Origin of the sequence: Methylobacterium oryzae (assembly GCF_021398735.1) — a bacterium.
In the GTDB taxonomy this organism is placed as follows: Bacteria; Pseudomonadota; Alphaproteobacteria; order Rhizobiales; family Beijerinckiaceae; genus Methylobacterium.
Genome location: NZ_CP090349.1, coordinates 2574156 through 2588831, shown reverse-complemented (window position 1 = coordinate 2588831; position 14676 = coordinate 2574156). Strand labels below are relative to the sequence as shown.

Annotated in this window: 14 protein-coding genes and 1 pseudogene; 7 read left to right on the top strand and 8 right to left on the bottom strand. The window is 72.6% G+C overall.

What is annotated here, in order from left to right; translation table 11 throughout:
* Positions 1-131: 131 nt before the first annotated feature.
* The gene (locus LXM90_RS12455) at positions 132-1463 is read left to right on the top strand and encodes a bifunctional 2-C-methyl-D-erythritol 4-phosphate cytidylyltransferase/2-C-methyl-D-erythritol 2,4-cyclodiphosphate synthase (RefSeq protein WP_020095412.1); all 1332 of its coding nucleotides are present in this window, start codon (positions 132-134) and stop codon (positions 1461-1463) included.
* Positions 1464-1536: 73 nt separating this feature from the next.
* Here LXM90_RS12455 and LXM90_RS12450 read toward each other — a convergent pair whose 3' ends face one another.
* Positions 1537-1935, bottom strand: coding sequence for an MAPEG family protein (locus tag LXM90_RS12450; protein WP_020095413.1), 399 nt, complete (start codon positions 1933-1935; stop codon positions 1537-1539).
* A 103-nt stretch (positions 1936-2038) separates the two neighbouring features.
* Between LXM90_RS12450 and LXM90_RS12445 the strand changes: the two genes are divergently transcribed.
* Both LXM90_RS12445 and LXM90_RS12440 read left to right on the top strand, forming a co-directional pair.
* On the top strand, positions 2039-2536 hold the full coding sequence (locus LXM90_RS12445; RefSeq protein WP_020095414.1) for a CinA family protein: 498 nt from the start codon (positions 2039-2041) through the stop codon (positions 2534-2536).
* A 77-nt stretch (positions 2537-2613) separates the two neighbouring features.
* Positions 2614-2762 (top strand): annotated as a pseudogene (locus LXM90_RS12440) (FAD-dependent oxidoreductase); the annotation flags it as partial.
* Positions 2763-3040: 278 nt separating this feature from the next.
* Here the strand turns inward: LXM90_RS12440 and LXM90_RS12435 are convergent.
* The 7 genes from LXM90_RS12435 to LXM90_RS12405 all read right to left on the bottom strand — a co-directional run bounded on the left by LXM90_RS12435 (position 3041) and on the right by LXM90_RS12405 (position 10143).
* A complete protein-coding gene (locus tag LXM90_RS12435; protein WP_020095415.1) occupies positions 3041-3499 on the bottom strand; it encodes a type II toxin-antitoxin system RatA family toxin in 459 nt (152 codons plus the stop codon).
* A 15-nt stretch (positions 3500-3514) separates the two neighbouring features.
* On the bottom strand, positions 3515-4498 hold the full coding sequence (gene lipA, locus LXM90_RS12430; RefSeq protein WP_020095416.1) for a lipoyl synthase: 984 nt from the start codon (positions 4496-4498) through the stop codon (positions 3515-3517).
* 134 nt (positions 4499-4632) lie between these two features.
* On the bottom strand, positions 4633-5364 hold the full coding sequence (locus tag LXM90_RS12425) for an MIP/aquaporin family protein (RefSeq protein ID WP_020095417.1): 732 nt from the start codon (positions 5362-5364) through the stop codon (positions 4633-4635).
* Between the two features lie 259 nt (positions 5365-5623).
* Positions 5624-7129 carry a glycerol kinase GlpK gene (glpK, locus tag LXM90_RS12420; RefSeq protein WP_020095418.1) on the bottom strand — a complete coding sequence of 502 codons (1506 nt, stop codon included), beginning with the start codon at positions 7127-7129 and terminating at the stop codon, positions 5624-5626.
* Positions 7130-7184: 55 nt separating this feature from the next.
* Positions 7185-8717 carry a glycerol-3-phosphate dehydrogenase gene (gene glpD / locus LXM90_RS12415; protein WP_234082808.1) on the bottom strand — a complete coding sequence of 511 codons (1533 nt, stop codon included), beginning with the start codon at positions 8715-8717 and terminating at the stop codon, positions 7185-7187.
* Positions 8718-8800: 83 nt separating this feature from the next.
* Positions 8801-9622: a DeoR/GlpR family DNA-binding transcription regulator gene (locus LXM90_RS12410; protein WP_020095420.1), complete on the bottom strand. Its 822-nt coding sequence runs from the start codon at positions 9620-9622 to the stop codon at positions 8801-8803.
* Between the two features lie 278 nt (positions 9623-9900).
* On the bottom strand, positions 9901-10143 hold the full coding sequence (locus tag LXM90_RS12405; protein WP_026605287.1) for a hypothetical protein: 243 nt from the start codon (positions 10141-10143) through the stop codon (positions 9901-9903).
* Positions 10144-10350: 207 nt separating this feature from the next.
* On the opposite strand from LXM90_RS12405, the gene LXM90_RS12400 reads away from it, so the two are divergent.
* The 4 genes from LXM90_RS12400 to LXM90_RS12385 are packed head-to-tail and all read left to right on the top strand — an operon-like array spanning position 10351 to position 14667.
* On the top strand, positions 10351-10845 hold the full coding sequence (locus tag LXM90_RS12400) for a chemotaxis protein CheW (protein WP_026605288.1): 495 nt from the start codon (positions 10351-10353) through the stop codon (positions 10843-10845).
* Between the two features lie 7 nt (positions 10846-10852).
* Positions 10853-12385 carry a CheR family methyltransferase gene (locus LXM90_RS12395; protein ID WP_020095423.1) on the top strand — a complete coding sequence of 511 codons (1533 nt, stop codon included), beginning with the start codon at positions 10853-10855 and terminating at the stop codon, positions 12383-12385.
* Complete coding sequence (locus LXM90_RS12390; protein ID WP_020095424.1) at positions 12385-12957, top strand: chemotaxis protein CheW; 573 nt, start codon at positions 12385-12387, stop codon at positions 12955-12957. Before LXM90_RS12395 ends, LXM90_RS12390 begins: the two co-directional genes overlap by 1 nt.
* Before the next feature lie 36 nt (positions 12958-12993).
* Positions 12994-14667: a methyl-accepting chemotaxis protein gene (locus LXM90_RS12385; protein ID WP_234082807.1), complete on the top strand. Its 1674-nt coding sequence runs from the start codon at positions 12994-12996 to the stop codon at positions 14665-14667.
* Positions 14668-14676 lie beyond the last annotated feature (9 nt).

Genomic DNA, 14676 nt, shown 5'->3' with positions numbered 1-14676 from the left:
GGACCGCGCGTTGATTTCGGGCCCTCCCCCGCTTAAACGACGGGCACCCTCCGCGGCAGGGTCACGGCGGCACGCCTGGCCCGCGCGCTGGCCGCCATTCCGCCCCTCAGGACGTCACGAGCTCGTTGCCCATGCCCGCCACCGGCACGCCAGCCACCGGACCCGCCAGCGCGGGAGCCGGCGTCGCCGCGGTGGTGGTGGCGGCCGGACGCGGCATCCGCATCGGCGGCGGCACCCCCAAGCAGTACCGCCGAGTCGGCGGCCAGGCGGTCCTCACCCGCACCCTGGCGGCGCTCGCGGCGGACGACGCGATCGCGCGGATCCAGCCTGTGATCGCCGCCGACGCGGCGGAGTTCTTCCGCGACTGCCTGGAGGAACTCGCGCCCGCGATCCGCGCCAAGCTCGCGCCGCCGGTCGAGGGCGGCGCGACGCGCCAGCTCTCCGTGCGCGCCGGTCTCGAGGCCCTGGCCGCCGGCGACGCGCCCGAGATCGTGCTCGTCCACGATGCCGCCCGCCCCTACGTGGATTCCGCTTTGATCGCCCGGGCGATCGCGGCTGGCCGCGACCACGGGGCGGCCGTTCCCGGCGTGCCGGTCACCGACACGGTCAAGCGCGTCGTCGACATCGCGCCCGGCATCGGCCGGGTGCACGAGACCCCGCCGCGGGAGCACCTGCGCGCGGTCCAGACACCCCAGGCCTTCGTGTTCGGCCCGCTGCTCGGCGCCCACCGAGACGCCGCCGCGCAGGGCCTCGACGGTTTCACCGACGACGGCGCCCTCGCCGAATGGGCCGGCCTGCCGGTGGTGGTGTTCGCGGGCGACGTCGCCAACCGCAAGATCACCCAGCCCGCCGACCTGATCGAGGCGGACCGCGCCTTCGCGACCGAGACCACCGCATTGCCAGCGCCGGGAGCCCGCGCCATGACCACCTACGTGACCCGCCTCGGCACCGGCTTCGACGTGCACGCCTTCACCACCGGCGACCATGTCTGGCTGGGCGGAGTGAAGATCCCCGCCGACCGCGGCGTGCTCGCCCATTCGGACGGCGACGTCGCGCTGCACGCCCTGACCGACGCCCTGCTCGGGGCCATCGCGGACGGCGATATCGGCACCCACTTCCCACCCTCCGACGAGCGCTGGCGCGGGGCTTCCTCGGACCAGTTCCTGGCCCATGCCTGCGACCTCGTCCGTGCCCGCGGCGGCCGCATCGACCACCTCGACATCACCGTGCTCGCCGAGGCTCCCCGCATCGGCAAGCACCGCGAGGAGATCCGCGCGCGCATCGCCGCCATCGCGGGCGTTCCGCTCTCGGCGGTCTCCATCAAGGCGACGACCACCGAGAAGCTCGGCTTCGTCGGCCGGGCGGAGGGGCTCGCCGCCCAGGCGGCCGCGACGGTCCGGCTGCCCGAGGAGGACGGCCCCGCCCTCGACGCGCAGGCCGAGACGGCGATGCGGCAGGGCTGAGCGGCCAGGGCTGGGCGGCCAGGGCTGGGCGGCCAGGGCTGGGCGGCCAGGGCTGGGCGCGTCGCGCTCGGTGTCAGGCCACCCGCACCAGCAGCGCGATCGCCGCGACGCCCAGGACCGCCATCGTCAGCAGGATGCCGCCGCCCCGGCAGGCGAACTGGCGCGGCGAGTTCGGGGGCGCGAACATCCCGATCGGGTGCAGGATCCGGGCGACCAGCAGGGCGACCAGCAGCGCCCGGACGAGCCCGTGGCTGCCGCCGCTCGCCTCCAGCAGGCCGATGACGATCAGGGCCAGCGGCACGTATTCCGCGAAATTGGCGTGCGAGCGCACGCGCCTGAGGACCGTGTCGTCGCCGCCGTCGCCGAGCAGCACGTTCCCGGAGACGCGGGCCCCGATCACCCATCCCGAGAGGCCTAGGTACACGAGGGCGAGCAGCCCGGCGTAGAAGGCCGTGGTCGCGGGGAAGATCATGGAAGGGCTGTCTCCAGTCGGCGGCCGCCGGTCCTTGAGCCGGGCTCGGCCATGGGTCACAACAGGAGATAGGGCGGCGGCGCCCGAGGGGAGCCCGTTCGCGATGGTCGACGACGCAGAGCTTCTCGCCCGGGCCGAGGCGCTGGTGACCGCCTACGCGGCGGACGGGCGCACCGTCGCCACCGCCGAGTCCTGCACGGGCGGCCTCGTGGCCGGGCTGCTCACCGCGGTACCGGGCTCGTCGGCCGTCCTGGAGCGCGGCTTCGTCACCTACTCGAACGACGCGAAGGCCGAGGCGATCGGTGTGCCCATCGACCTGATCCGCCGGCACGGCGCGGTCAGCGAGCCCGTGGCGCGGGCGATGGCCGCCGGGGCGCTGGCCGCGTCGCGGGCCTCCGTCGCTGTCGCGATCACCGGCATCGCCGGCCCGGGGGGCGGGAGCGCCGAGAAGCCGGTGGGGCTGGTGCATTTCGGCCTCAGTCGGCGAGATGGCGAGACGCGCCACCTGGAGCGGCGTTACGGCGATCTCGGGCGCGCGGGCATCCGCCGCGCCGCCGTGGCCGACGCGCTCGGTCTGTTGGAGGACGCCCTCGGCGACTGATCGCGGCACGGGAAGGACGGCCCACGGGTACGGTGACGACCCGCCTCTGCCTCGTCGGCGGGGGCCCCGCCGGGACGATGGCCGGCCTGCTCTTCGTCCGCGCGAGCCTCGACGTCACCGTTCTGGAGACGCACGCGGACTTCCTGCGCGACTTCCGCGGCGACACCATCCACCCCTCCAGCCGATGGACGAGCCGGGCTTCACCGAGCGCTTCCGCGCCCTCCCCCATTCAGTCCCGCGTGATCGCCGCGTCGCTGGCGGCCGACGTGCCGCTCCGGGCGCCGCTGGCCCTGCGCCTCCTCGACGCCCTGCCGCGGCTTCAGGTCCTTCCGGCGCTGAGGATCGGGATGGATGTGCGGCCCGAGCACGTGCGCGTGTCGCTGCGGGCCTGACGCCATCCCTGCGCACCGTCTTTGCGAGCGCAGCGAAGCAATCCAGGGCAACGCCACATTCGGAGGCGTCCCATTTCCCTGGGTCGCTTCACGGTGCGCGCGAGGACGGCGGCTAAGCCCGCGCCCCGTACATCCGGTTCGCCCGCCCCTCGAAAGCGTCGGTGAACTTGCGGAAGGCGCGGTCGAACATCGTGCCCATGAGGAGCCCCAGGGTGCGGCTCTTGAACTCGTAGGTGATGAAGAAGTCGACGTTGCAGCCGCCGTCGGGGCCGTCCTTGAACAGCCAGCGGTTCTCCAAGTGCCGGAACGGGCCGTCGATGTACTCGGCGACGATCTTGAGACTCGCCGGATCGAGGGTGACCCGGGTGGTGAAGCGCTCGCGGATCGCCTTGTAGCCGACGCCCATCTCGGCGATCAGCACCTGGCCGCCCTCGGGCATGTCCTGCCGGCGGATCACCCGCAGGGATTCGCAGAGCGGCAGGAACTCGGGGTAGCGCTCCACGTCGGCGACGAGGTCGTACATCTGCTGCGGCGTGTGCTTCACCGCGCGGGTGACCCGGAAGGACGGCATGGTCTTCGGATATCCTCAGGCCGAGAGCGCGGGCGACAGTTTGGCCAGGCGCGCCGCCTGCAAACGCGCGAAATCCTCGCCGGCATGGTGCGACGAGCGCGTGAGCGGCGTGGCCGAGACCAGCAGGAAACCCTTGGCGTAGGCGGTGGTCTCGTAGGCCTTGAACTCGTCGGGGGGGACGAAGCGCACGACCTCGTGGTGCTTCTTCGACGGCTGCAGGTACTGGCCGACGGTGAGGAAGTCGACGTCGGCCGAGCGCAGGTCGTCCATGAGCTGGAGCACCTCGTTCCGCTCCTCGCCGAGCCCCACCATGATGCCGGACTTGGTGAAGATCGTCGGGTCGAGCTCCTTCACCCGCTGCAGCAGGCGCACCGAGTGGAAGTAGCGGGCACCCGGCCGCACCGTGAGGTACTTGGCCGGCACCGTTTCCAGGTTGTGATTGAACACGTCGGGCTTGGCGGCGACCACGACCTCCAGCGCCCCGTCCTTGCGCAGGAAGTCGGGCGTCAGGATCTCGACGGTCGTGCCGGGGCTCGCGAGCCGGATGGCCGCGATGGTCCGGGCGAAATGCTCGGCGCCGCCGTCCTTCAGGTCGTCCCGGTCCACCGAGGTGATGACCACGTGGTGCAGGCCGAGCTTGGCCACCGAATCGGCGATCTTGTCCGGCTCGCCCAGGTCGAGGGCGTCGGGCAGGCCGGTGCGCACGTTGCAGAAGGCGCAGGCCCGCGTGCAGGTGTCGCCCATGATCATGAAGGTGGCGTGCCGCTTCTCCCAGCACTCGCCGATATTCGGGCAGCCCGCCTCCTCGCAGACCGTGACCAGACCGTGCTCGCGCACGATTTTCTGCGTCTCGGACCAGGCCCTCGAACCCGGCGCCTTCACGCGGATCCAGTCCGGCTTCTTGGCCTGGACGGGCTGGTCGGGCCGGTGCGCCTTCTCGGGGTGGCGCAGGCGGACCGGCCGCGGATCGTTCTTCAGGGTGTCGAGGACGACGGCCATGGGTCGGGGGCACACCGCGGGCAAGCGCCCCAGGGGCGCGGTCGGGATCGTCCTGACTTAAGGCCCAAGGCCGCGCGCCGCAAACCGCCGCGACGCCGGGCCGCCCCGCGGTGGTTGAGGGTGCGGCCGTTCCGTCAGATCCCCAGCGCCCGGACGAAGAGCCCGGCCAGCACCGCCCCGACCAGGGGCGCGGCCACCGGGATCAGCGCGTAGCCCCAGTCGGAGCTGCCCTTGCCGGCGATCGGCAGCACCGCGTGGGCGACGCGCGGCCCGAGGTCGCGGGCCGGATTGATGGCGTAGCCGGTGGTGCCGCCGAGCGACAGGCCGATGCCCCAGACCAGCATGCCGACCATGTAGGGCGCGACGGCCCGCGGGATCGCGCCGGCCGAGCCCAGGGTGGTGGTCACGAGGGCGGAGATCGTCAGGATCAGGAAGAAGGTCGCGATGATCTCGGAGATCCAGTTGGCCTTCGCGTCGCGGATCGCCGGGCCGGTGCAGAAGCAGGCGAGCTTGAGGCCGGGATCCTGGGTCGCGCCCCAGTGCGGCAGGTAGTGGAGCCAGACGAGCACGGCGCCCACGAAGGCGCCGAGCATCTGGGCCGGGATGTAGACGGGGATCTTGCTGAAATCGCCGGAACTGACCGCGCCCGCCACGGTGACGGCCGGGTTGATATGGGCGTCGGCGCTGCCGGTGGCGTTGGCCACGAAGACGCCCGCGAGGACCGCGAAGGCCCAGCCCGCCGTGATGGCGATCCAGCCGGCATTCTCGCCCTTGGAATGCTTGAGCAGGGCGCCGGCCACGACGCCGTCGCCGAGCACGATCAGGGTCATGGTGCCCAGGAATTCGCCCAGGAAGGGTGATGTCATCGTCTCGTCTCCCCCGTTCGCTGCTTTTTGTGAAAGTTCAAAGCTTTGGCGAGCGCGTGAACGCCGGTGGCGGTCACCGAATGGTTACGCAGATCCGGGCCGGCACCCTCTCCTGCGGTACCGGAGCGCCCCGGAGGCCTCTTCGAAGGCCTCCGGGGATCCCGCGGCGATCTGGAGCCCTTCTTCGAGGCCGCCGCGCAGCGGCTCCGGATGCGGGCGCGAGTGGGACTGCGCGGGGCGTGTGCGCCCCGAGCCCGTCTCAATCCTCGTCGGTCTTCCAGTCGAAGGAGCGCTGCACAGCCCGGCTCCAGGCGGCGGCGATCTTCTCGCGCTGGCCGGCATCCATCTTCGGCGTCCAGCGCTTGTCGACGCCCCAGTTGCGCTTGAGGTCGTCGAGGCCCTTCCAGTAGCCGACCGCGAGACCCGCCGCGTAGGCGGCGCCGAGCGCCGTGGTCTCGGCCACCTTCGGGCGCACCACCGGCACGTCGAGCAGGTCGGACTGGAACTGCATCAGGGTGTTGTTGGCGACCATGCCGCCGTCGGCCCGCAACTCCTTGACGGGGATGCCAGAATCCTTGGCCATGGCCTGCAGCACCTCGCGGGTCTGGAAGGCGGTCGCCTCCAGCACCGAGCGGGCGATGTGGCCGCGGTTGACGTAGCGGGTCAGGCCGATGATCAGGCCGCGGGCGCCCTCGTTCCAGTGCGGCGCGTAGAGGCCCGAGAAGGCCGGCACGAAGTAGACGCCGCCGTTGTCCTCGACCGTCGTGGCGAGCGTCTCGACCTCGGCGGAATCCTTGATCATGTGCAGGTTGTCGCGCAGCCACTGCACCAGGGCGCCCGTGATGGCGATCGAGCCTTCGAGCGCGTAGGCCGGCTTCTGGCCGTCGAGGCGGTAGGCCAGCGTGGTGACGAGGCCGGCCTTCGACGGGACCGGCTCCTCGCCGGTGTTCATCAGCGCGAAGCAGCCGGTGCCGTAGGTGTTCTTGGCCTCGCCCGGCGCGAAGCAGGTCTGGCCGAACAGGGCCGCCTGCTGGTCGCCCAGGATGCCGGCGATCGGAACGCCCGCGAACGGAGCGCTGGTCTCGCCGTAGACCTCGCTCGACGAGACGATCTTCGGCAGCATCGCCCGCGGGATGCCGAAGGTCGACAGCATGCCCTCGTCCCAGTCGAGGGTCTTCAGTGACATGAGCTGCGTGCGGCTGGCGTTGGTCACGTCGGTGACGTGGAGGCCGCCCTCGGTGCCGCCGGTCAGGTTCCAGACGAGCCACGTGTCGATGTTGCCGAACAGCACGTCCCCGGCCTCGGCCTTCTGCCGGGCGCCCTCGACGTGGTCGAGCAGCCAGCGCAGCTTGAGGCCGGAGAAGTAGCTCGCCAGCGGCAGGCCGGTGAGGTCGCGGAACCGGTCGCGGCCGCCGTCGCGGGCGAACTCGCCCACCAGCCGGTCGTTGCGGGTGTCCTGCCAGACCAGGGCGTTGTGCAGGGGCTTGCCGGTCGTCCGGTCCCAGATCAGCGTGGTCTCGCGCTGGTTGGTGATGCCGACTGCCGCGAGGTCGGAGGGCTGGAGCCCGCCCTTCTCCAGGGCCTCGCGCATCACGCTCTGGGTCTTCGTCCAGATCTCGGTGGCGTCGTGCTCGACGTGGCCGGGAGCCGGGTAGATCTGCGCGTGCTCGGCCTGGGCGAGTGCGATCACGCTGCCCTCCCGGTCGAACACGATGAAGCGGCTGCTGGTTGTGCCCTGGTCGATGGCCCCGACGTAACGGCTCATCGTTCCCTCCCCTAGATGGCCCGAGCGGTCTGTCGCCGGATCGGGTTCGAAAGCGTCAGGCGGCCTCGGCCCTGCGGTCGAGGTAGGCGGCGAGGCGCGCGGCGCTCTCCGCGCCGGTGCGCAGACCGAGCTTGGAGCGCCGCCACAGGATGTCGTCGGCGGTGACCGCCCACTCCTCGGTGCGCAGGTAGTCGACCTCGGCCGCCGTGAGGCCGCCGTCGAAGGCCTCGCCGAGATCCGCCAGGGACTGCGCCGTCCCGACGATGTCCCGGGCCCGGGTGCCGTAGGCGCGGGCGAGGCGGCGGGCGGTCTCCTCCGGAAGGAACGGCGTCTCGGCCCGCAGCTTGGCGAGGAACTGGTCGAAATCGGCGTCCTTCATGGCGCCGCCCGGCAGGACCGCGTCGCCGGTCCAGGACTTCCCGAGGTGCGGGAAGTAGGGCTTCAGCTTCTCGAGCGCGTGCTCGGCGAGCCGCCGGTAGGTCGTGATCTTGCCGCCGAAGACCGACAGCACCGCAGCCGCCCCGCCCTGGTCCTCCACGTCGAGGACGTAGTCGCGGGTCACGGCCGACGCGTTCTCGGCCGCGTCGTCGTAGAGCGGGCGCACGCCCGAGTAGCTCCAGACCACGTCGGCCGGGGTGATCGTCGTGTCGAAGGAGCGGTTGATGCAGCCGCAGAGGTAGTCGGTCTCGCTCTCGGAGATCGAGACCGGGCCGGGCTCGCCCTCGTAGGGGACGTCGGTGGTGCCGATCAGCGTGAAGTCGCGCTCGTAGGGGATCGCGAAGATGATGCGCCTGTCGGGCTGCTGCAGGATGTAGGCCTGATCGCCCGCGAACAGGCGCTTGACCACGATGTGGCTGCCCTTGATCAGCCGCACCGCCGCGCGGCTGTTGATGCCGAGCGTGCCGCCGAGCGTCTCGCTGACCCACGGGCCGGCGGCGTTGACGACGGCCTTCGCGTGGACCGTCCGCTCGGTGCCGCCGCGCTCGTCGCGCAGCGTCGCGACCCAGCCGTCACCCTCGCGCCGGGCCGAGACGACGCCGGTGCGGGTCATCACCGTGGCGCCGCGCTCGCGGGCGTCCATGGCGTTGAGCACCACGAGGCGGCTGTCCTCGACCCAGCAGTCGGAATAGACGAAGCCGCGCGTCAGGCGCCGCTGCAGCGGCGCCCCGTAGGCGGAGCTGCGCAGGTCGACCCCGTGCGAGCCCGGGAGCGTGCGCAGCCGCGCGAGGTGATCGTAGAGGAACAGGCCGAGCCGCAGCATCCAGGCCGGGCGCAGGCCCTCGTCGTGAGGCAGGACGAAGCGCAGGGGCCAGATCACGTGCGGGGCGAGCCGCAGCAGCCGCTCGCGCTCGGCGAGCGCCTCACGCACGAGGCGGAACTCGTAGTATTCGAGGTAGCGCAGGCCGCCGTGGATCAGCTTCGTCGACGACGAGGAGGTGAAGCCGGCCAAGTCACCGCGCTCGGCCAGCAGGACCGACAGACCCCGGCCGGCCGCGTCCCGGGCGATGCCCGTGCCGTTGATGCCGCCGCCGATGATCAGGAGATCGTAGGCGTCGGACGGCTCGCGCTGTCGCGGTGCAGCCGCCATGATTCCTCCTGGGCCGCCTTGGTGGCGGTTCGGCACTATATTGACGCGGCGGTCGGCTTTCGCAAGCGAAAAATTGATGTTCGTTACGGTTCGTCCGCGCTGTCGGCGACCGCCAAGTTTACGCCCAGGCGCTCCATGAGCGCGACGATCTCGGCCGGTGGCGCCCGGTCGGTGAAGAAGGTGTCGACCTGCTCCAGGCGCCCGACCTGGACCATGGGCCGCCGCGTGAACTTGGTGTGGTCGGCCACCAGGAAGGTTTTCCGGGCATGGGCCAGGATGGTCTGGGTCGCCCGCACCTCCTCGTAATCGTAGTCGAGGAGCGCCCCGTCGCCGTCGATGCCGCTGATGCCGATCACCGCCACGTCGACCCGGAACTGGCTGAGCGTGTCGCAGGTGAGCTGACCCAGCACCGCGCCATCGCGGTTCCGCACGGTGCCGCCCGCCACGACGATGCGGAACTCGGTCGTCTCGGCGAGCGAGATCGCCACGTTGAGGTTGTTGGTGATGATGCTGAGATCGTCGTGTCGGGTCAGCTCGCGGGCGACGGCCTCCGGTGTCGTGCCGATGTTGATGAAGACCGAGCAGTGCGACGGGATACGGCTCGCCGCGAGGCGGCCGATCCGGCTCTTCTCCGGCAGCAGGGTCACCCGCCGGTCGGCGTAATCGATGTTCTCGACGCTGGAGGGCAGGCCGCCGCCGCCGCGGTAGCGCTCCAGCCGCCCCTCGGCGCTCAGCTCGTTGAGGTCGCGCCGGATCGTCTGGACGGTGACGCCGAACTGCGCCGCCAGGGCCTCGATCGTCACGAAGCCGCGCTGGCGGACCGAGGCGACGATCGCGCTGCGCCGCCCCTCGACACCGGTCGCCTCGATCCTGTCGTCGGATCTCCGGTCGAGCGGTCGTGACATCGATACTCCCTCGCCTTCGTGAGGCCGTCGCACCGCTGTACTGATTGCCGGACGATGTTCGTTTGCGAACATGTTCGGGCGTAGCGGCTTTCGCACAACTCTGGACCGCGCCGCGCCGGCCGGCAACAGTCGGACGGCACGCGTCGACCGGACTGCACTATGCTTCAGGCCCGCACGACCGGCATTTCGCCTGCGACCGGGCATAAAAAAGGCCTGCCGCGGGTGCGACAGGCCGAGCCACCCGGACGACGCCTGCGGCGCGTCCCGGTGTTCGCCACTCACATGTGGTGGCGCATCCGGCGATGATGCTTCATCCGCTTGTGCTTCATGCGCTTGCGCATCATCGGACGCGCGGCCGGAGCGGCTCCCTGCTCCATCGCGGCCGCCTCGCCGGCGCGCTCCAGGCCGCCGCGCGGGCCGCCGGCCTGCGCGCCCGAGGCGTTGTAGGGCGAGTTGCCCTGGGCGTAGGCGGAGCCCGCGAGGAGCGTCAGCGACGCGGCGGCCAACAGAAGTTTCCTCATCGTCAATCCCTGGCGTAGACCGGCGCAGGCAAAGCGCCGCGCCTCGTCAGGCGCGTTGCCGCTGCGTCGGAAAATAAGCGGCTCAGGCGAGACTTGGTTCCGCGTCATCGCGCCCGTGCGGCGCACAATTGCCGGCAGCGTTAACTCGGCCTATGTCGCGACCCGTCCCGGCCCGGCCGCGACCGAGCAACAGGGGAGCGGGTGGCGGTGGCCAGCAGCGGTTCGGCCTATCTCCTGCTGGATGTCGCAGGCACGGCCTGCGCCCTGCCCCGCGGCGCGGTCGCCGAGATCCTGCCGCTGCCGGATCTGCACGCGCCGCCCGCTTCCGGCAGCTGGCTCACCGGATTCCTCAATCTCGGCGGCACGCCGGTCCCGGTCGTCGACCTCGCGGCGCTGCTCGGCCTGCGCCCGGCCGGCGCGACGCCCGGTCTCTACGCCCATCTCGCGCTGATGCAGGGCGAGGCCGTCGCGTACCTCGTCGATCGCGTGGCGGACCTCGCGACCGTCCCGGATTCCGCGGTCCGGCCGGCCGAGGCGGCCGACACGCTCAACGGCTGCGTCGCGGCCGAGCTCGTCCTCGGCGAGCGCCTCGTCCACGCTCTGGCGCCGGAGCGCCTCCTGACCGTGCAGGAACGGGCCCGCGTCGACGCCCTGGCCCGGGCGGCCGCCGAACGTCTCGCCGCGCTGCCGCACGCCGTCTGACCGCGCGATGGCCCGACCGGGGAATCCCCGTCCCGACCTGAGTGCCGATCCCGCCTACGCGCCGCTCAAGGCGCGGATCATCGCGCGCACCGGCCACCACTACTACACCGACAAGGACGAGCTGCTGATCGAGCGGCTGCACCGCCGGTTCCGCGCCGCCGCCGTGGCCGATTGCGCCGCCTACGCGGCCCTCCTGTCGAGCGGCGCGGAAGGCGAGGCGGAATGGGCCCGGCTGGAAGCTGAGATCACCGTCGGCGAGACGTTCTTCTTCCGCTACGCCGAGCAGTTCAGCGCGCTGCGCGCGACGATCCTGCCGGCGCTGATCGCGGCGCGGGCGTCCGAGCGCGTCCTGCGGATCTGGAGCGCGGGCTGCTCCACCGGGGCCGAGGCCTATTCCCTGGCGATCCTGGTGCACGAGCTGCTCGGCGACGCCCTGCCCGAGTGGCGGGTGGCGATCCTCGGCACCGACATCAGCGTCGAGGCGCTCGCCACGGCCCGCGCCGCCGAGTACGGCCGCTGGGCGCTCCGGACCATGCCGCCGGAGGACCGGCTCCGCTACTTCACCCGGCTGCCGCCCGCGCCGGGCATCCGGCGCGAGGGCGGCTACGCCCTCCGGCCCGAATACCGCGGTCCGGTCCGGTTCGAGCGCGGCAACCTGCTGAGCCTCGTCGAGCCGGGGCCGCCGCAGGGCGAGCCCTTCGACCTGATCCTCTGCCGGAACGTGCTGATCTACTTCGATGCCCGGACGGTCGCCGCGGTGGTGCGCGGGCTGGGCCGAAGGTTGCGGCCGGAGGGCTGGCTGCTCCTCGGCCACGCCGAGCCGAGTCCCGCCTTCGCGAGCTTCCTCGACGCCGTCAGCCTGCCGGGGACCGTGGCCTACCGACCGCGCGCCGAGGCGCCGCCGGTCGCGCCATCGGTCGACCTGTCCGGTGCGCCCGCACCGGACCCCGTCCCTCCGGCGCGACAGGCGACGGAGCCGCCCCCGGCGGATCCTGGCCCGGGCCAGTCCGGGGCCGCAGAGGCCGACGCCGCGGCCGTTCCCTCCCCGGACCCGGTCGCCGCACCCGGCACCGGTCCGGCTCCCGCAGCGCCCGAGACCCGGGAGGACCGGCCGGAAGAGGAGGACGCCGTCGACCTCGACCGGATCCGCGCGCTGGCCGATTCCGGCGAGACCGGAGCGGCCTGGCGGGCGCTGCGGGGCGCCCTCGACCGCGATCCGACCGACACCGCCCTGCGCTTCTACGAGGGTCTCCTGGCCCGCACCCTCGGACGCGACGCCGAGGCCGAGCGGGCGCTGCGGGCCGCGCTCTACCTCGACCGCGGTTTCGTGATGGCCCACTACCACCTCGGCCTGCTGCTGATCGCGCTGCGACGGCCGCACGAGGCGCTCCGCGCCCTCGACAACGCCGTCGCCTTGAGTCAAGCCCTCGGGCCGGACACGGCGCTGCCCGAGGGCGACGGCGCCTCCGCGGGCGAGATCGCGGCCAGCGCGGCCGCGGCCCGCGCCGCGCTCGGCGGCGCCGGCAGCAGGAGGTCCTGATGGGCGCAGGCCCGAGTGCACAGGGCGGCCGTCCGCGGCCGGAGCGGGACCTGCGCGCCGAGCGCGCCGCCGCCCTCGCCCGGCGCGGTGCCGCGGCGGCCGCGACCGATTCGGGCGTCGATCACCTCGTCTGCGCCTGCGGCGGCGAGCGCTACGGCGTGCCGCTGGCGGCCGTCGCCCAGGTCCTGCCGTCGCGCCCCGCCACGCCGATGCCCGGGGCGGTGCCGGCGCTGGACGGTCTCGTCGCCCTGTCCGGGCGGATCGTCGGCGTGCTCAGCCTCGCCCGGGCCCTCGGCCGGCCGGATCCCGCGTCCGACGCCGACGCGGCGGCCCACATGATCGTGCTGCGCGGCGTCCACCCCCAGCCCCTCGCCCTCGCGGTGGACCGGGTCCTGGGCATCGCCCGGGCCCCTGGCGCGGTCGCCGCGGCCGGCGCCGGGGCGGCCGATCCCGACCGCTTGGGCAACGAGGCCGCCTCGGTCTATGCCCCGGCCTCCGGGGCGGCGGGCGACGGCCGTCCCGACTTCGTCGTCATCGACCTCCCCCGCCTCCTGCGCCGCGCGCTGCCCTGACCGGGCCGCCTGCCCCAACCGGAGCCATCCCCGCCCGTGTCGCTCTCGATCGGAAAACGCATCCTCCTCGGCTTCTTCGCCATCACGGTGGTGGTGGTGGCGCTCGGCCTCTACGCCCTGGAGCAGATCGGCGCCGTGCGCGACACGACCGACGCGATCGTCCGGCGGGACATGACGATCCTGCGCCAGCTCGACGATCTCGGGAACGACGCGCGCGACCTCGGTCTCCTGCGCCGCACGGCCGTGATCACGATGCTGATGCAGGCCCAGGGGCGCGCGACCCAGGCCGGCGACACCCTGGCGACCTGGCGCCAGACCGCGGCCCAGGTCGAGAACCGGCTCGCCACGACGATCCAGCTCGCCACCCAGTACCGGACGCAGGTCGTATCCGCCGAGCGCGTCGCGGCCTGGGACCGCATCGCCGCGGCGGCGACCGCGGTCCAGGGCTCGTTCCGCGAGGTCAGGGCGCAGGGCGAGGCGCAGTTCGCCGCCATCGCCCAGCAGGACGTCGCGGCGGTCGAGGCCCGCAACGCGGAGATCGCGCGGCTGCAGGCACCCTTCCTCGAGGGGATCAAGAACCTCCGCTCGCAGCTCGACGGCGGCATGGCGCTGGGACAGCGCGCCGCGCAGGAGGTCTACGAGCGCTCGCGCCTCTCGATCTACCTGACCCTGGCCGCCGCGGTGCTGCTGGCGGTCCTGATCACGTGGCTGATCAGCCGCGCGGTGGTGCGGCCGCTCGAGACGGTCATGGCTTTCGTCGGCCGCGTCGGCGAGGGCGACCTGTCTGGCCAGCTGGCGGCGGGCGGGCGCGACGAGATCGGCCGTCTGAGCACGACGCTGAACACGATGGTCTCGGGTCTGTCGGACCTGGCGCGGACGAACCGGGCGGCGACGGCGGACCTGAACGCGGCCGCGGCCGAGATCCGCGCCTCGGCGCAGGAGCAGGCCGCCTCGGTCGAGCAGCAGTTCGCCGCCGTGCAGGAGACCGCCGCCACGGTCGACGAGATCACCCATTCGGGGGCGCAGATCTCCAAGCGCGCCACCGAGGTGATCGCCACCGCCCAGGCCACCGCGCAGACCTCGCGCCAGGGGCTGCGCGCGGTGTCCGACACCGCCAAGGCCATGGACGCGATCCGCGAGCAGGCGGAGGCGGTGGCCGGCAACATCGTCAGCCTGTCGGAGAAGACCCAGACGATCGGCGACATCATCGAGACGGTCAACGACATCTCGGAGCGCACGCACCTGCTGGCGCTGAACGCCGCCATCGAGGCGGCCGCGGCCGGCGAGAGCGGGCGCAGCTTCTCGGTGGTGGCCTCGGAGATGAAGCTCCTGGCCGACCAGGCCAAGGCGGCCACGGGGCAGGTGCGGGGGATCCTGGGCGAGATCCAGCGGGGCATCAACACGTCGGTGATGCTGACCGAGGAGGCGGTCAAGCGCGCGGCGGCGGGCAAGACGCGCTCGGACACGACGCAGCGCACGATCGAGGAGATCACCGCGCGGGTGGAGGAGAACGTGCAGACGTTCCAGCAGATCGTGGCCTCGACCAACCAGCAGCAGCTGGGCATCGAGCAGGTGATGGGGGCGCTGCAGAACATCCGCCAGGCCAGCCAGCAGACCGCGGCCGGCACGCGGCAGGTCGAGGCCGCCTCCGCCAACCTCACCGAGCTCGCCCAGGCCCTCATGGCCCTGGCCGAACGATACCGGCACTGAGGCGGGCGC